This is a genomic window from Corynebacterium liangguodongii (genome assembly GCF_003070865.1).
Lineage (GTDB): Bacteria > Actinomycetota > Actinomycetes > Mycobacteriales > Mycobacteriaceae > Corynebacterium > Corynebacterium liangguodongii.
In genome coordinates this window covers 1607877-1624832 of sequence record NZ_CP026948.1, presented here as the reverse complement: position 1 = coordinate 1624832, position 16956 = coordinate 1607877, and the positions used below count along the sequence as shown (strand labels likewise).

Below are 16956 nucleotides of genomic sequence, written 5' to 3'. Positions count from 1 at the left end.
GGTTTCACACTATGACTACCACGAAGACAACCGTCGCCGCGGCCGTCACCGCGGCCGCTCTTGCGCTCTCCGCCACCTCCCCGGCGAGCGCGGAGCAGGCCCAGGACAACACGTCCGGCAAAGACACCACCCAGCAATCCTCGGGGCCGATCCCCGGCGATCTCACGCTGCCCAGCGCCGCGCCCAAGACCGCCCCGGTGCTCGCCTCGTCCATGGCCTCATCGATGGCCGGGTCCTCGACGCAGGAGGTCCTCGCGACGACGCAGGCCGGCTGGGTTCTGCTGTGGATTGGCGTCTCCGCCACCATCCTCGGGGGCATCTACCAGGTGGCCAACCAGGCTGGCCTCGTGCCTCCCATCCTGTTTCCCGCCCCGCCTGCCGCCTAGGGCGGGCCACTAAGAGACAACCCCGCCTCTCGTGCCCACCGCGGGGCATGAGAGGCGGGGTTGCCTGGAATCTGTGGTGTCCTAGCGCGTCACCACCGGCGTGTCCTTCGACGGGCCGTACTTAGCTAGCAGCGTCGAGGCCTCCTGGGCGGTATCGCCCTGGGAGGTCTGGGCGAGGTGGGCGAGGTTGTCCGGCAGCGCGCGGCCGCGGTGCGCCATGGCCTCGACGTAGAGCTTGCCCGCGCGGTAGGACGAGCGCACGAGCGGGCCCGACATGACGGCACCGAAGCCCATCTCGTAGGCGGCGTCGCGGTACTCGATGAACTCCTCCGGCTTCACCCAGCGGTCAATCGGGTGGTACTGCGGGCCCGGGCGCAGGTACTGGGTAATCGTGATGATGTCGGTTCCGGCGTCGACAAGATCGCGCAGCGAGTCGAGGACCTCCTCGCGCGTCTCGCCCATGCCGAGGATGAGGTTGGACTTCGTAATCAGCCCGAAGTCGTGGGCCTGGCGGATGACGTCGAGGGAGCGCTCGTAGCGGAACGCCGGGCGGATGCGGCGGAAAATGCGAGGGACCGTCTCGACGTTATGCGCGAAGACCTCGGGCTGGGCCTCGAAGACCTCCTGGAGGAGATCGGGCTTGCCGGAGAAGTCCGGGGTGAGGTTCTCCACCCCCGTGTGCGGGTTGAGCTCGTGGATCTTGCGCACGACCTCGGCGTAGAGCCAGGCGCCCTCGTCCTCGAGGTCGTCGCGGGTCACGCCGGTGATCGTGGAGTAGTTCAGGTTCATCTCGCGCACCGATTCGGCCACGCGCGCGGGCTCGCCGCGGTCGAGCGGCTCCGGCTTGGCGGAGTTGATCTGGCAAAAATCGCACCGGCGCGAACAGTTCGCCCCGCCGATGAGGAACGTTGCCTCGCGCGATTCCCAGCACTCGTGAATGTTTGGGCAACCTGCCTCTTGGCACACGGTGTGGAGGGAAGCGCCCGCCACTTTCTTCTTCAGGTCCTCGTACTCGGGACCGGTTTTCACGGCGTTGCGGATCCACCGCGGCTTAGCCTCGATCGGGGTTTGCGCGTTTCGCTTCTCGACGCGCAGGAGCTTTCGGCCTTCTGGTGAAACAGTCACGCCCTCAAGCCTAACCCCAGTGTCAAGGCCCTAGAGCACCCGGGTCAGGCCCTTCGACGGGTCGGGCGCGGAGGCGAAGGTGTGGTTGGCCACGACAAGCTCCCCGGTAAGAGCGCGATCAAGGGCGTCGATAAGCGGCGCCTGCATATCCGCGGGTGTGATCGTGCGGCCAAGCTCCAGGCTCATCGTGGTCACATCGGCATCCGAAATTCCGCACGGGACGATGTGAGAGTACGCCTCGAGGGAATTGTTGCAGTTGAGCGAGAGCCCGTGCATGGTCACCCCGCGGGTGATGCGGATACCCAGAGCGGCGACCTTGCGGTCCCTCGCGGGCGCCTGCTCGCTGGCCGCCCGGGTGGTGTGCGGCACCCACACGCCGGAACGGCCATCGATCCGGCCGGCGGTGCTCACCCCGCTGCGGCGGATCGCCTCGATGGCGGCCTCCTCTAATCGACGCACGTAATCGACGACATCGACGGGGTTTGCAAGCTTAATGATGGGGTAGACGACAAGCTGGCCCTTGCCGTGCCACGTGATGCGCCCGCCGCGGTCGACAGCGACGACCGGGGTGTCGTTATCCGGGAGGTCTTCTGGCTGGGTACGCTTCCCGGCGGTGTAGGTATCGGGGTGCTCGAGGACTAAGACGGTATCGCCGATCTCGTCGGCGGCGCGCTGGCTGGCGAGGGCTTGCTGCAGCTCCCACGCCTCCGTGTAATCGATGACACCGAGGTCGCGAACGTCCAAAGGCCCACCCGCGTCGCGGATGGGCTGGTCGCTTGGAAAGAAAGGCTTACGAGGTGCGGTCATAGACCTCACTGTAGACCTTCGGGGCCTCCGGGAGGGCTAGATTCCGTTGGCCGCGCCGTACTCGTCGGCGGTGAGGAGCGGGCCGGCCGCGGAGACGGTGACCTCGAAGAGCCAGCCCTCACCGAATGGGTCGGAGTTGATGACCTCGAAGTTGCCGTCGATGTCCTCGTTGACGGCGGCGACGGTGCCGCTGACGGGGGAGTAGAGGTCGGAGACCGACTTCGTCGACTCGATCTCGCCGCAGGTCTCGCCCGCGGTGACCTCGTCGCCAACCTGGGGCAGGTCGGCGAAGACGACCTCGCCGAGGCGGTCGGCGGCCACGGAGGTGATGCCGACGCGCACGACGGTGCCCTCAGCGACGTCGGCGGGGGCGTTGATCCACTCGTGGTCCTCGGAGTAGGAGTAATCCTGGGGCAGTTGGTTCGACATGGCGGTTTACGCTTCCTTTCGGGTGTAGAAGGGGGTCTCCACGATAGTAAACGGATAACGGCGCCCGCGGATGTCAACCTCCACGGCGGTGCCAATCTCCGCGCGCTGCGGGTCGAGGTGAGCCAGCGCCACGGGGTAGCCGAGAGTGGGGGAGGGCTGGCCGGAGGTGACCGTGCCGATCTTCTCATCGCCCACAAAGACCTCGGAACCTGCGCGTGCGGCGCGCCGCTCCGTGGAGGTCAGCCCGGCGATCGTGACAGTGGGCTCGCGGCCCACAAGCGCGTCCTTGCCCACGAAATCGGCTTCCTTCTTGGCAAAGGCGCGGCCCATGCCGGCCTCCACAGGGGTGATCTCAGCGCTGAGCTCCTGGCCGTAGAGCGGCATCGCCGCCTCGAGGCGCAGCGAGTCGCGGGCGGCGAGCCCGCACGGCGTGCCGTGGGCGACCACGGCGTCCCACACCGTCCGGGCCTGATCGAAGGAGGTGTAGATTTCAAACCCGTCCTCGCCGGTGTAGCCGGTGCGTGCCACGATGACGTCGACATCACCTATCGCCATCTCGCCTGCGGAATAGTAGGTGAGCTCGCCCGGCGCGCCGCTGACAAGCGGCTCGAGCACCTCCAGGGCGCGCGGGCCCTGGATGGCGATCAAGGCGATCTCCTCGCTGCGGTTAGTGAGCGTGACGTCGAAATTCTCCGCGCGTGCCTGGAACGCCGCCCACACGGTCGCCGTGTTCGCGGCGTTGGGGACGACGAGGTAGCGGTCCTCGGCGAGCTTGTAGCTGATGAGGTCGTCCAAGATGCCGCCGTCCTCGGCGACGATCATGGAATATTTCGCCTTGCCCACCTTCAAGGTGGAGAGCGAGGAGATGAGCGCGTAGTCGAGGAACGCCCCGGCGTCCGGGCCCACGACATCGATCTCGCCCATGTGGGAGAGGTCGAAGATGCCGACGTCCCCGCGCACCGCGCGGTGCTCGTCGAGCTCGTTGGCGTACTTCAGCGGCATGGTCCAGCCGCCGAAATCGGTAAACGACGCCCCCAGCTCTTCGTGGGCGGGCTTAAGCGGTGATTCTGGCATGGGTCACAACCTTCCTTACTTCTTGTTCTCTTCAGTGGAGACGACGTCGATCTCCTCGACGGCCTCGGGTTCAATGTCGAAGGCCTCCGGCGGCGGGCAGGCGCACACGAGGTTGCGGTCGCCGTACGCCTCGTCGATGCGGCGCACCGGCGGGAAGTACTTCGCGTGAATCAGCCCGTCGACCGGGTAGGCTGCCTGCTCGCGCGTGAACTCGTAGGGCCACTGCTCGCGGGTGACGCTGTAGGCGGTGTACGGGGCGTTGTGGATGACGGACTTTTCGTATTCCACCTTGCCCGAGGCGATCTCGTCGATCTCGGCGCGAATGGAGCGCATCGCCTCGATGAAGCGCTGCAGCTCGCCGAGGTCCTCGGACTCCGTCGGCTCCACCATGAGCGTGCCCGCCACGGGGAAGGCCAGGGTCGGGGCGTGGAAGCCGTAGTCGACGAGGCGCTTGGCCACGTCGGTCGCGCTCACACCGGATTCCTTCTCGATGCCGTTGAGGTCGAGGATGCACTCGTGGCCCACCAGCCCCTCGTTGCCGGTGTAGAGCACGGGGAAGGAGTCCTTTAGCTCGTGCGCGAGGTAGTTCGCGGTGAGCACGGCGCTCTGCGTCGCCTTCTTCAGGCCCTCCGCCCCGCTCATGGCGATGTAGGCCCACGAGATCGGGAGCACCCCGGCGGAGCCGTAGGTTGTCGACGAAATCGGCACCCCGCCCTCGGCCGGGGCGTCCTGCGCCGCCGATTCCCAGGAGACCTGCGGGTCTGCCGGGAGGAAGGGGACGAGGTGCTCGGCAACCCCGATCGGGCCGACGCCCGGGCCGCCGCCACCGTGGGGGATGGTGAAGGTCTTGTGCAGGTTGAGGTGGCTGACGTCGCCGCCGAAATCGCCCGGGCGGCCAATCCCCGCCAAGGCGTTCATGTTTGCCCCGTCGATGTAGACCTGCCCGCCGGCCGCGTGGACCTTCTCCGCCACGGTTTGCACCGTGTCCTCGTAGACGCCGTGGGTCGAGGGGTAGGTCACCATGATCGCCGCGACGCGGCCGGCGTGCTGCTCAAGTTTCGCGTCGAGGTCGGCCAAGTCGATGGAGCCGTCCGGGGCGGTCTTGACCACGGCGACGCGCAGGTTCGCCAGCGTCGCGGAGGCGGCGTTCGTGCCATGCGCGGAGGCCGGGATGAGGCAGACATCGCGCTCAGCCTCACCGTTGGAGAGGTGGTAGCGGCGGATGGCCAAAAGCCCCGCGAGCTCGCCGGTGGCCCCGGAGTTCGGCTGCACGCTCACCGCGGCGTACCCGGTGAGCTCAACGAGCCAGTCGGAGAGCTCAGCGATGAGCTCGCGCCACCCCTCGGTGTACTCGTCCGGGGTGAACGGGTGGACGTTGGCGAAGCCCGGCCAGGTGATCGCTTCAAGGCCCGCGGTCGGGTTGAGCTTCATCGTGCACGAGCCGAGCGGGATCATCGTCCGGTCGAGCGCGAGGTCCTTATCACCCAGCGAGCGGATGTAGCGCATCATCTGGGTCTCGGAGTGGATGGTGTTAAACGTCTCGTGGGTGAGGAACTCCGTGGTGCGCGCCAGCCCGGCAGGCAGGCGCTCCCCGCCGGCGGTGACCGACCCGCCGAAGGCCTCCACGAGCGCGCGCAGGTCCTCGTCCTCGGTATCCTCGCCGAAGCTCACCACGACCGTATCGGCGCCGATGGTGCGCACGAGGTAGCCGCGCTCGGCGAGGCTGCGCTTGATCTCCTCCGCCCTGCCGGCGACCTCCACAGCGACAGTGTCGAAGAAGTTCTCGTGCTTGACCGTGGCGCCGCTCGCGCTTATCGACGCCGCAAAGCTCGCCGCCCGGCCATGCACCGCGCGAGCGATCTCCACCAGCCCCTGCGGGCCGTGGTAGACCGCGTACATCGACGCGGTGACGGCGAGCAAGGCCTGCGCGGTGCAGATGTTCGATGTCGCGCGCTCGCGGCGGATGTGCTGCTCGCGGGTCTGCAGCGCGAGGCGGTAGGCGGGGTAGCCCTCCGCGTCGACGGAGACGCCAACGAGGCGGCCCGGCATCTGGCGCTTGAGCTTGTCGGTCACGGCCATGTACGCGGCGTGGGGACCGCCGTAGAACAGCGGGACGCCGAAGCGCTGCGTTGTACCGATCGCGATGTCGGCGCCCAACTCGCCCGGGGACTCGAGAAGCGTCAGCGCGAGAATATCGGCATCGACGGCGGCGAGGCCACCGCGCTCGTGGATGGCCTCGATGATGGGCCGGGGATCGAAGATGTCGCCCTCGGTGCCCGGGTAGGCGATGACCACGCCGACGAGGTCCTCGCCCACGACGCCCTGGGTGAGGTCCGCAACCTCAACCTCGAGGTCGATGGCGCGGGCGCGCTCCGAGGCGACGGCGATGACCTGGGGGTGCAGTCGGGCGTCGAGAAGAACCCTGCGTCCCTTCTTCACCGCGCGGGACATCAGGCCGATCGCCTCGCCCGCGGCGGAGGCCTCGTCGAGGAGGGAGGCGTTGGATACGGGCAGGCCGGTGAGGTCTTGCACCATGGTCTGGAAGTTCAGCAGCGCCTCGAGGCGGCCCTGGGAGATCTCCGGCTGGTAGGGCGTATAAGCGGTATACCACCCGGCGTCCTCGACAACGCCCCGGCGGATCACCGGCGGCGTGATCGTGGAGGAAAAGCCCTGCCCGTAGAACGCCTTGAGGACGACGTTTTTGCCCGCGAGTTCGCGCAGGCGCTCCTGGGCCTGCTGCTCGCTCAAGGGGGCGGGGAGGTTGATCGGCTGCGTCGCCTTAATGCCCGCAGGCATCGCAGTATCTACTAACGCCTCGACGCTGTCGTAGCCCAGAGCCGAGAGCATTTCGTGCTCCTCCGGCTGGTTGGGCCCCACGTGACGGGAAATGAAATCCAACGCGTACTCCTTGGGTAAGTGGTGAGTGAGAGCAATGTGCAAAACTCAGCAACCCCAGTCTAACGAGTAGCGCGACACACCAATGGCATCTAGGTGGCTGAACTAACAAAACGCCTGTGACATTGCGGACAGTTCGCCGCCCCCCCGGTGCCGGAAACGCGCACACCCCCGCTCCCAAGTCAAGGGAAGGCGGGGGTGAGACGGTCGCGCAGCGCGGGTGCTAGAGGCCCAAGTCTGCTTCGAAATCGCCCTTTTCGATGCGGTCGCGGATCGTCGAGACGAAGCGACCCGCATCGGCGCCGTCGACGAGCTGGTGGTCGTAGGTAAACGGCAGGTAGGTCATCTGGCGGATCGCGATGGCGTCCACCCCGTTTTCGGTCACCACCACCGGGCGCTTCTCAATCGCCGCGGTGCCCAGGATGCCCGCCTGCGGCGGGGTGAGAATCGGGGTATCGAGCATCGCCCCGGACGAGCCGATGTTGGTCACGCTGAACGTCGCCCCGGTGAGGTCGTCCGGGCGAAGCTTCTTGCTGCGCGCGCGCTCCGCAAGATCGGCGATCCCCTTCGCAATGTCGGCGAGGTTCATCTTGTCCACGTTCTTGAGCACCGGAACGAGCAGGCCCTGCGGGGTATCCACGGCGATACCGATGTTGACCTCGGAGTGGTAGGTAATCGTCTTCGCCTCCGCGTCGTAGGACGCGTTGACGTTCGGATGCGAGACCAGTGCCTCGGCCGTGGCCTTGACAAAGAACGCGAGGTAGGTGATGTTCACGCCGTACTTCTCTACGAAGGCCGGCTTGACGCGCTTGCGCAGGGCTGCCACCGCCGTGACGTCCACCTCCTGGACGTGGGTGAGCTGAGCGGTGGTCTGCAGAGACTCGACCATCTTCGCCGCCGTGATCTGGCGGATCCGCGAGGCCTTCTGGGTGGTGCCGATGAGATCCTTCTTCGCCGGATCGACGCCGACGGTGGACCACCGAGACTGCGGGTCATCCTGCGCCGCCGGGGTCGCGGCGGGCGCAGCCGCGCCGGCGGATTCCTGCTGCGCTGCGGAGCCTGCGCCCGCGGCAGCGAGCACGTCCTGCTTGCGGATGCGCCCGCCGACGCCGGTGCCCTCGATGGTGGTGAGATCCACGCCGTGCTTATCGGCGAGCTTGCGCACCAGCGGGGTGACGTAGGGGACCTTGTCGCCGCGGCCCTCAACCTTCGCCGCTGCCACCGGCGCCTGCTCGGAGGCCTTCTCCTCAGTGCCCGTGGGCTGCGCCGCGGGCTGTGCGGGGGCCGCCGGCTCCTCTCGCTTTACTGCCGTATCGTCCTTGCCCTCGTCCTCCGCCGGGGCGGGAGCCTTCTCGCTCGGGGCAGCCTCGGCGGCAGCGGGATCACCGATGACGGCGATGGCCTCGCCCACGGCGACGGTGTCGTCCTCGCCCGCGAGGATCTCGAGGATCGTGCCGGAGACGGGGGAGGGGATTTCGGTGTCGACCTTGTCGGTGGAGACCTCGAGGAGCGGCTCGTCCGCCTCGACGGTATCGCCGACGGACTTCAGCCAGGTGGTAATCGTGCCCTCGGTGACGGACTCGCCGAGCTCCGGCATTTCTACCTTGGTGGTCTCCCCGGAGTGGGCGGCGGGGGCAGAGGCGTCCTGCGGCTCCGCAGCGTTGTCGTTCCCGTTGTCGTCCCCGGCGTCGGTGCGGGCCTGAGGCTCGCTCGGGGCGGAGCTGGCGGGCGCGGCGTCTTTATCGCCGATGCGCGCGATGACGGCGCCGACCTCAATCGTGTCGTCTTCGTCAGCGAGGATCTCGAGGATCGTGCCGGAGACGGGGGAGGGGATTTCGGTGTCGACCTTGTCGGTGGAGACCTCGAGGAGCGGCTCGTCCGCCTCGACGGTATCGCCGACGGACTTCAGCCAGGTGGTAATCGTGCCCTCGGTGACGGATTCGCCGAGCTCCGGCATCTCCACGTCTGTCGCCGAGCCTGCGGAGGCGGGCTTTTCGGGTGCCGGTTGCTCCGCGGCGGGGGCGGCGGCCTCCGGCTCCTTAGCGGGCGCCTGCTCCGCCTGCTCTCCCGCCTCACCAATGAGCGCGATGACCTCTCCGACCTCGACGGTGTCGTCCTCTTCGGCCTTGATCTCGAGGATCGTGCCGGAGACGGGGGAGGGAATTTCGGTGTCGACCTTGTCGGTAGAGACCTCGAGGAGCGGCTCGTCGGCCTCAACGGTATCGCCGACGGACTTCAGCCAGGTGGTAATCGTGCCCTCGGTGACTGATTCGCCCAGCTCGGGCATCTCGACAGAGTGCGCCATATTTTCGTCTCCTCGCAGGTTTTTCAAGTCGTGTTTGACGGGGTGTGACGGTGTCACGTCTCAAGCCATCACACTACTCGCTTCCGCGCGTCCGCGTGGGGGTAAGGGGGCCGTAGGATAGACGGGGTGTTCAACATTTTCGGCAAGCGCACATCGTCCTCCCCCCTCGCGCCTCCGCGGGCCCCGGGCGAGACCATCCGGCCCGAAGACGCTTCCTACCTTGCGCAGTGGGCCAGCGGCAGGGCCTACGTGGAGGGGTTCGTCGAGCCGGAAACCGTGGTCAACGAGATGTCAGTGGTGTTGGTCGACGAGGAGGGGAACTTCACCCGCCGGCGCATCGGCGGGCCGAAGGGGATCGATGCGGTATCCACGCTCCTGGGCATCGCGCTTTACGACGTCGAGGAGACCGGCTACCCCGAGCGAATGCGTAAGAAGATGGAACAAGAGCGCATCTTGCGCCGCCGCGCCGAGCAGCGCGAGCGCCGCGCCAAGTTCGAGCGCGGAGAAAACCCGTACAGCTAGCCCTCAGTAGCTAGCTCGCGGCCTGCTCGGCGGAGAGCTCGATGAGCGCCTGGACGATCGTGCGTGTCGGCGCCCCCGTCGCCCGCTTCGGCGTATACCCGTAGACCCCGGTGGTGTTGAACGCAGGCCCGGCGACGTCGATATGCACCCACTGCGTGCCCTGTGAGACGAAGCGCGAAAGGTAGAGCCCCGCGTAGAGCATCCCGCCGGTGCGGGCGTTGTGAACGTTGCGCAGATCTGCGACGGGGGAGGTGAGCTGCTCGTCCTGTTCCTCGAGAAGCGGCATGGCCCACGCGTCCTCGCCGACCTCACGGCCGAGCTCGGCGATGCGGTCGCGGAACTCATCGGAGCCCATCACTCCGGCGGTGCGCGCGCCGAGGGCGACCATCTGGGCGCCCGTGAGGGTGGCCGTTTCGATGAGGTAGTCGGGGTTGTCCTCGGAGGCGCGCGCAATGGCGTCGGCAAGCACGAGGCGCCCTTCCGCGTCGGTGTTGAGCACCTCGCTGCTCAAGCCGCCGTAGTGGACGATGACATCGCCCGGGTGGGAGGCCGAGCCCGACGGCATGTTCTCCGCCAGCGGCAACCACGCCTCGATGCGCACCGGCAGGCCCAAGCGCGCGGCGGCGGCGATCGCGCCGAGCTGCGCGGCCGAGCCGCCCATATCGGAGATCATCTCCTCCATCTGCGCCGGGGGCTTGAGCGAGATGCCGCCGGTGTCAAAGGTGATGCCCTTGCCCACCAGCGCCACCGCCGGGCGCTCGCTGGCCGCGCCGTTCCACACAAGGTGGACGAGGCGGGGTGGGCGGGCCGAACCCTTGCCCACGGAGACTATTCCGCCGAAGCCATGCTCGGCGAGGTAGGCCTCGTCGTAGACCTCCACCTCGAGGCCGCACTGGGAGGCGACCTCTTCCATCACCCGAGCGTAGGACTCGGGATAGAGGAAGTTCGCGGGGGTATTGACAAGGTCGCGCACCAGCAGCACGGATTCCGCGACCACGACCGCGCGCTCGAACTCCGCCCTTGCCCGCTCCGTGTCCGGGCACACCACCGTGACTCGCACCCGGGCGGAGCCCGCGGCCTCCTCGCCCTCGGGGGACTTCAGGCCTGAGTAGGCGTAGCTGCCCAACATCAGGCCCTCGACGATCGGCCGCACGCCGAGCTCGGTGGTGATCGTGGCCCGGTCAATGCCGTCTAATCCCGCGAGCGAGCGCGCCGCGCACCCGGCGGCGCGGCGCACGGCTTCATCGTCGATCTCATCGGAGTGGCCGAGGCCGAAGGCGATGGTGAGCGATGAGCCGTCGAGCAGGCGGGTGATCTCCCCGGCCTTGCCTGTTGCCCCGAGGTGCTCCAACGCCTCGAGCGTGCCCGGTGTGCTCATCGCGGTGATAGGGAGCTCTAGGCCGTCACCCGCGGCAGCGGGTACGAGACGCACCCCGGGATCGGCGGGGAGCGAGGTGGCAAACTCCACCGCTACGTGGGAGCCGCGGGCGGGCAAAGAGACCTCGAAGGTCATGGAAGAATCACACCTTTCACGCTGTGCAAAGACTAGTTGGGCGGAGCCGGGCGCGCGGCGTCGGCGCAATCGGCAACCAGAGCCAACCGTACCGTGCGGCCGGAGTAGTGTGTGACCCATGACCTCCCTCGAATTTGCTGTGACCGAAAACCCGCGCCCCGCAACCGACGCCGAGCGCGCGGAGGTGCTGCGTGAGCCACAGTTCGGCCAAGTTTTTACTGACCACATGGTCTCTATCGATTACGACCGCGAGTCTGGGTGGCACAACGCCCAGGTGCGGCCGTACGCACCCATCACCCTCGACCCGGCGGCGAGCGTTTTGCACTACGGCCAGGCGATCTTCGAGGGGCTCAAGGCCTTCCGCAACCGCGGCGGGGCGATTACCACCTTCCGGCCCGAGGAAAACGCCAAACGGCTGCGTGCCTCCGCGCGCCGCCTCGCCATGCCGGAGCTGCCAGAGGAGCTCTTCCTCGAGGCAATCCACCAGCTCGTGGCCGTAGACCAGCGCTGGGTTCCCCAAGCCGGCGGGGAATCCTCCCTCTACCTGCGCCCGTTTATGATCGGCACTGAGGCCTCGCTCGGGGTGAAACCCTCGTCGAGCTACACCTTCTACGTCATCGCCTCGCCCGTCGGCGCCTACTTCACCGGCGGGGTTCGGCCCGTGTCCGTGTGGATCTCCGAGGAATACGTCCGAGCCGCCCCCGGTGGTACGGGCGATGCGAAGTTCGCTGGCAACTACGCCGCCTCCCTCCTCGCGCAGGCGCAGGCCGACGAAAAGGGGTGCGACCAGGTCGTCTGGCTCGACGCCATCGAGCGACGCTACATCGAGGAAATGGGCGGGATGAACCTCATGTTTGTCTACGGTACGGAAGATACCGGGGTCACGGTGGTCACCCCGGAGCTCTCGGGCTCGCTCCTCCCCGGCATCACGCGCCTTTCCCTGCTGCAGGTCGCGCGCGACCTCGGCTACGAGACGCAGGAGCGGCGCATCACCGTCGACGAGTGGCGCGAGGGCGTGGCCGCGGGAGATATCACCGAGACCATGGCGTGCGGCACTGCCGCGGTGATCACCCCCGTGGGCAAGGTCATGTCCAATGGCGGGGAGTTTGTCGTCGGCGGCAACGAGCCGGGCGAGGTGACCATGAAGATGCGTAAGCGACTGCGCGCCATCCAGGAGGGGGAGGTCGAAGACACCCACGAGTGGAACCACGTCCTCGTGGATGCGGACTCCGTCACCGGCACTGACACTGACACTGACACTGACACCGTCTCCTAGACCTGGCTCCCAGATCCCGGTCGGGGCCGCCCCCCCGGGGGGGCTACTCGCGGCCGCCGAGCTCCTCGCCGACGAGCTCTGCGGCGGTGTTGATGACGGGAAGGGCGAGCAGCGACCCCGCGGCCTGACCCGTGGACATGTCGAGGGCGAGGACGGGGGTCAACCCGAGCGCCTGGACGCAGACGGTGTGGCACGGCTCCGGGCTGAGCTGTCCCGCCGCGAGCCACCGCTTGGTGCCGGGGGCGAGCTTTTCGGCAACGAAGGCCGCCACCGCGCCGTAGGCGCTATCGATAAGCACGGGCGTGCGCCGCACCGCGGCCTGCGCGATAAGCGCGACGAGGAAGACGAAGTCGGGGGAGGAGGCGACCCGCAGGACGCGCTCGGTGTCGTCGGCGAAGTCGCGGCAGCGGAACATGGCGTCGCGCACCGCGGCGACCTTGACCTTCCACACATCGTCGCTAATCCCGCTCCCGCGGCCCACCGCGACGACGGGTTCTGTACGGGTGAGCACGCCGAACACAACCGCTGCAACGGTGGTGTTTCCCACCCCGACATCGCCGGGGATGATGAGGTCGGTGCCGGCGTCGACCTCCTGATCAGCCACCTCCACGCCCAGCGTCAGGGCGCGATCGAACTCCTCGGCGCTCATGGCGTCTTCGATGTCGATGGCGCCGCAGGGGGCGGTGACGAAGGCGTCGATAAGCCGCAGCGAGGAGTTCGCGGCCCGCGCCACGCTGTTCCCGGGCCCGCCGCCGGAGCGGATCTCCTCGACCTGCGCGGCCGAGGCCTCTGGGGCGTACGCGGACAGGCCGCGGGTCGCGACGCCGTGGTTGCCCGCCACGACGATGGCGCGGGGGCGCTCAAACGGGGCGGGCACGGTCTCCGACTGGCACGCGGCCACCCACGCCGCGATCTCCCCGAGGCGGCCGAACGAGCGCCCGCGGACCGAGGCCGCGAGGGCCTCGCGCACCTGCGCCGCGGCGGCTTCGTCTGGCGTATCGACGCCCCGAAACAGCTCCCGGCTGCTCGTGTGAGGCTGCCCGTTCACGTCAGTTGACCTTCTTGCCCGCGGCAACCCGCGGCTTCGGGGTGCGCCAGCGGCGCGGCTGGGTGGCACGGGAGAAGGCGTACATGCCGAGCGCAAACCCGGTCTCGCCGCTGCCCGGGAACTTCTGCGTCACGGCGCGGTTGGCACCGCGGCCGATGATCAACGCCTCGGCGATGATGGTGATCATAAACGCCAGTGAGATCAACGAGATCGCGTTGGCAACCTGCGGGGTGGCGTAGGACACCGCGAACGTCAACACGAGGATGACCAGCGCCGCCGGCATGACCCAGTTGTTGATGAAGCGCCGCGAGTCCACCCAGTCGCGCACAAAGGCGCGGACCTCGCCTTTGTCGCGGTCGAGCATGTAGCGCTCATCGCCGGCGTCCATCCTCGCCTGGGCCTCGCGGGTTGCCTCCCGGCGCTGCTCGCGCTGGCGCTTCTTGTAGTCCTTCCACTCCTGTGGGGACATGGACTTCTTCAGTTCCTTGTTGCGCTGAGCCTGCTGCGCCGGTGTGAGCGCGTTCGGGTCGCGCACCACCCCGCGCTTGATCTCCTGCTCGTGGCGCTTCGGGGTGGGGCGGCCCTTCGGCGGGGTATAGCCCTTGGGCAGCGGCGCGTCGCCCTGGGCTCTAGGCCCGGCGCTTTCGCGGGACGCACCTGCGTTCTTTTTGGCCGAGCCCTTGGGGCCTGCGGGCTCCTTCGGCAGCTCGATCGCCGTCGAACCGCCCTCGCTATCGGATTTCTGCCACGGAATTCTCACGCGTCCCAGGCTACAAGGCGCCCGGCCCGCTCTGGGAATAAACCCGCCGGGCGGATCGTTGGATCCGGTAGTTCGGAGATGCGGGTCATAGCCCTCCTCGCCCTCGCGTGGGGCCTTCCGCCTCCCTCCGGCCCGCGGCTCGGTGAGTAGTCTGTATCGAAGAAAACGTTTTTCATACCGCGTTTCATACCGCGACAGGGCACACCGAGCGCGGAAACCACGACATAGTTGCCAAGGAGTACCCACATGACTGCACCGACCTCGACTACGGGAGTCACCCTCACGGACGCCGCCGCCGCGAAGGCGAAGGCCCTGCTCGACCAGGAGGGGCGCAACGACCTGTCCCTGCGCATCGCGGTCCAGCCGGGCGGCTGCGCGGGCCTGCGCTACCAGCTCTACTTCGATGATCGCGACCTCGACGGCGATAAGGCCGACGAGTTCGGCGGGGTGCGCCTCGTGGTGGACAAAATGAGTGTTCCCTACCTCATGGGCGCGACGATCGATTTCGCCGACACGATCGAGCAGCAGGGCTTTACCATCGATAACCCCAACGCCGGCAGCTCCTGCGCCTGCGGCGATTCCTTTAACTAGGCCGCCCTCGCCCCAATCCCCCTGCGCCTCGCGGGGGGATTTTTACGCCGCGGGTAGGCCCTCTAAAGGGTGACGGGGTAGTCCTTGCGCTCGATGCCCGGGTCGATGCGGTGCTCGACGAAGATGCCGTGCCAGATCATAAAGGCCAGCACCGTCCACAGGCGCCGGGAGTGGTCGCTTACCCCCTCGCGGTGCTCCTTGAGCATCGCGAGGACCTCGGGGATGTTGAAGATCTCGTCGGTGCCGGAGGCCTTGATGGTGTCCTCGGCCCACCCGTAGAGTTCGTCGCCGGCGAGCCAGTGGCGCAGCGGGACCGGGAATCCCAGCTTCTTGCGGTGCAGCACGTGCGCCGGGACGATCGACTCCATCGCCTTGCGCAGGGCGTATTTGGTGGTGCCGTGCGTGATCTTTTGGTCGACGGGGATCGTTTGGGCGACCCGGAAGACCTCCTTATCCAAAAAGGGCACGCGCAGCTCCAAGGAGTTGGCCATGTTCATCTTGTCCGCCTTGACCAGGATGTCTCCGCGCATCCACGTGAACAGGTCGAGGTTTTGCATCCGCGCCACCGGGTCCATCTCGGTGGAGGCGGCGTAGATGGGGGCGGTGACCTCGCGGTGATCCCACTCGGGCTTGGCCCAGGGGATGACGCGCTGGAGCTGGGCGAAGTTGAACGACCGGGCGTTGCCGTAGTAGCGGTCCTCGATCGGGGTGGTGCCGCGCTCGAGCAGGCTCTTGCCCTTCATGCCCTCGGGCAGGATGCGGCTTAACCGGTTGAGGCCACGGTTGAGCGGGGCGGGGATCTTCTCAAACGGCGCGAGCGAGAGCGGCTCTTTGTAGATGGTGTAGCCGCCGAAGAGCTCGTCGGCGCCCTCGCCGGAGAGCACGACCTTGACGTGCTTGCGCGCCTCTTGTGCCACGAAGTAGAGCGGGACGAGGGCCGGGTCTGCGACGGGGTCATCGAGGTACCACATGATCTCCGGGATCGCGCCGGCGAATTCCTCGGGGCTGACGATCTTGACGATGTGCTCGACGCCGATGGCTTCGGCCGATTCGGCGGCGACGTCGACTTCGGAGTAGCCCTCCCGCTCGAACCCCGTGGTAAAGGTCAACAGGTTGGGGTTGTGGCGCTTGGCCAGGGTGGCAATGGCGGTCGAGTCGATGCCGCCAGAGAGGAAGGAGCCGACTGTGACGTCGGCACGCATGTGCTTTTCGACGCTATCTTCCAGCGCCCCGGCGATAGCCTTGTACAGCTCCTGCTCGGAGCCCCCGCGCACGGGCGTGGTGGAAAACGAGGGGCGGAAGTAGCGCCGCGGCGAGACCTCCTCGCCGGGGCGGAGCGTGACCGTGCACCCGGATTCCACGCGCCTGATCCCCCCGTGGAGGCTCTCGGGCTCGGGCACGTACTGCAGGTCCACGTAGTGCTCGATCGCGCGGCGGTCGAGCCCGAGGTCGAGGCCTATGGCCTCGGCCATCGCGAGGATCGATTTCTTCTCCGAGGCAAACACCGTGCCGCGCGGGGTAGTGGCAAAGTAGAGCGGTTTGATCCCGAACTGGTCGCGGGCCGCGAACATCGTGCGGGTGCGGGTATCCCAGATGAGGAACGCAAACATGCCCCGCAGGTGCTCGACTACGGCCTTACCGAAGTGGTGGTAGCCCACCACGATCGTCTCGCCGTCTCCCTCGGTGGCGAAGGTGTATCCCGCGGCGGTGAGCTCCTCGCGCAGCTCGAGGTAGTTGTAGATCTCCCCGTTAAACACCAGCGCGTAGCGCTGCGGGTCCTCGGCCGGTCCCCAGCGCAGCGGCTGGTCGGAATGGGCGATATCGATAATGGCCAGCCGGTTGAAACCGAAGACGGCGTCAGAGTCGTTCCAGGTCCCCGCCGCATCCGGCCCCCGGTGGTACATGCAGGGCAAAGCCCCCTCGACGGCGCCGATGTATTCCGATGCGTCGCGGTTGGCTGCCAAAAAGCCGACGAGACCGCACATGCGTATAACCCTCCTGACACATAAGGTCGCGCCGCGGCAGCGGCGCGCTGATAGTGAATACCCCAACAATAGGGTGTGTGCTCATACGGCGCGAACCTGGTTCGCGATGCCGCCGCCGTAGAAGACCGGCTGCATCGGGGCCGGTCGCGTCAACCTTTGGCAGGTCCCCGGATGGGGGCCAACTTTAGGATGACACCGCCTACCCACCTGTGTGACCTGGGTAACGCTTCAAGCGTAGGC

The 16956-nt window shown here is 67.5% G+C and carries 14 protein-coding genes; 4 read left to right on the top strand and 10 right to left on the bottom strand.

Annotated elements, in window-relative coordinates:
• Nucleotides 1-11: 11 nt before the first annotated feature.
• The gene (locus C3E79_RS07760) at nt 12-386 is read left to right on the top strand and encodes a hypothetical protein (RefSeq protein ID WP_108404399.1); all 375 of its coding nucleotides are present in this window, start codon (nt 12-14) and stop codon (nt 384-386) included.
• 81 nt (nt 387-467) lie between these two features.
• Here the strand turns inward: C3E79_RS07760 and lipA are convergent, their stop codons facing one another.
• The 6 genes from lipA to sucB all read right to left on the bottom strand — a co-directional run bounded on the left by lipA (nt 468) and on the right by sucB (nt 9021).
• Entirely contained in the window at nt 468-1511 is a 1044-nt protein-coding gene (lipA, locus tag C3E79_RS07755; protein ID WP_108404398.1) for a lipoyl synthase, read from the bottom strand.
• A gap of 30 nt (nt 1512-1541) precedes the next feature.
• Entirely contained in the window at nt 1542-2318 is a 777-nt protein-coding gene (lipB, locus tag C3E79_RS07750; RefSeq protein WP_108404397.1) for a lipoyl(octanoyl) transferase LipB, read from the bottom strand.
• 36 nt (nt 2319-2354) lie between these two features.
• Nucleotides 2355-2747: a glycine cleavage system protein GcvH gene (gene gcvH, locus C3E79_RS07745; RefSeq protein WP_108404396.1), complete on the bottom strand. Its 393-nt coding sequence runs from the start codon at nt 2745-2747 to the stop codon at nt 2355-2357.
• A gap of 6 nt (nt 2748-2753) precedes the next feature.
• A complete protein-coding gene (gene gcvT / locus C3E79_RS07740) occupies nt 2754-3821 on the bottom strand; it encodes a glycine cleavage system aminomethyltransferase GcvT (RefSeq protein WP_108404395.1) in 1068 nt (355 codons plus the stop codon).
• A 15-nt stretch (nt 3822-3836) separates the two neighbouring features.
• The gene (gcvP, locus tag C3E79_RS07735) at nt 3837-6719 is read right to left on the bottom strand and encodes an aminomethyl-transferring glycine dehydrogenase (protein WP_108404394.1); all 2883 of its coding nucleotides are present in this window, start codon (nt 6717-6719) and stop codon (nt 3837-3839) included.
• Between the two features lie 220 nt (nt 6720-6939).
• Nucleotides 6940-9021: a 2-oxoglutarate dehydrogenase, E2 component, dihydrolipoamide succinyltransferase gene (gene sucB, locus C3E79_RS07730; RefSeq protein ID WP_108404393.1), complete on the bottom strand. Its 2082-nt coding sequence runs from the start codon at nt 9019-9021 to the stop codon at nt 6940-6942.
• Nucleotides 9022-9147: 126 nt separating this feature from the next.
• Between sucB and C3E79_RS07725 the strand changes: the two genes are divergently transcribed.
• Nucleotides 9148-9543: an oxidoreductase gene (locus C3E79_RS07725; protein WP_108404392.1), complete on the top strand. Its 396-nt coding sequence runs from the start codon at nt 9148-9150 to the stop codon at nt 9541-9543.
• Nucleotides 9544-9553: 10 nt separating this feature from the next.
• Here the strand turns inward: C3E79_RS07725 and C3E79_RS07720 are convergent, their stop codons facing one another.
• Nucleotides 9554-11056 carry a leucyl aminopeptidase gene (locus tag C3E79_RS07720; RefSeq protein WP_108404391.1) on the bottom strand — a complete coding sequence of 501 codons (1503 nt, stop codon included), beginning with the start codon at nt 11054-11056 and terminating at the stop codon, nt 9554-9556.
• A gap of 118 nt (nt 11057-11174) precedes the next feature.
• On the opposite strand from C3E79_RS07720, the gene C3E79_RS07715 reads away from it, so the two are divergent.
• Nucleotides 11175-12332: a branched-chain amino acid aminotransferase gene (locus tag C3E79_RS07715; protein WP_108404390.1), complete on the top strand. Its 1158-nt coding sequence runs from the start codon at nt 11175-11177 to the stop codon at nt 12330-12332.
• Nucleotides 12333-12375: 43 nt separating this feature from the next.
• On the opposite strand, the gene C3E79_RS07710 is transcribed toward C3E79_RS07715, so the two are convergent.
• Together C3E79_RS07710 and C3E79_RS07705 are read right to left on the bottom strand one after the other, a co-directional pair.
• Nucleotides 12376-13380 carry a nicotinate-nucleotide--dimethylbenzimidazole phosphoribosyltransferase gene (locus C3E79_RS07710; protein ID WP_235840596.1) on the bottom strand — a complete coding sequence of 335 codons (1005 nt, stop codon included), beginning with the start codon at nt 13378-13380 and terminating at the stop codon, nt 12376-12378.
• Nucleotide 13381: 1 nt separating this feature from the next.
• Nucleotides 13382-14140, bottom strand: a complete 759-nt coding sequence (locus C3E79_RS07705) for a DUF3043 domain-containing protein (RefSeq protein WP_108404389.1) — start codon at nt 14138-14140, stop codon at nt 13382-13384.
• A 246-nt stretch (nt 14141-14386) separates the two neighbouring features.
• Here C3E79_RS07705 and C3E79_RS07700 point away from each other — a divergent pair, with 246 nt between their 5' ends.
• Nucleotides 14387-14731, top strand: coding sequence for a HesB/IscA family protein (locus tag C3E79_RS07700; RefSeq protein WP_108404388.1), 345 nt, complete (start codon nt 14387-14389; stop codon nt 14729-14731).
• A 62-nt stretch (nt 14732-14793) separates the two neighbouring features.
• On the opposite strand, the gene asnB is transcribed toward C3E79_RS07700, so the two are convergent.
• Nucleotides 14794-16716, bottom strand: a complete 1923-nt coding sequence (asnB, locus tag C3E79_RS07695) for an asparagine synthase (glutamine-hydrolyzing) (protein WP_108404387.1) — start codon at nt 16714-16716, stop codon at nt 14794-14796.
• Nucleotides 16717-16956 lie beyond the last annotated feature (240 nt).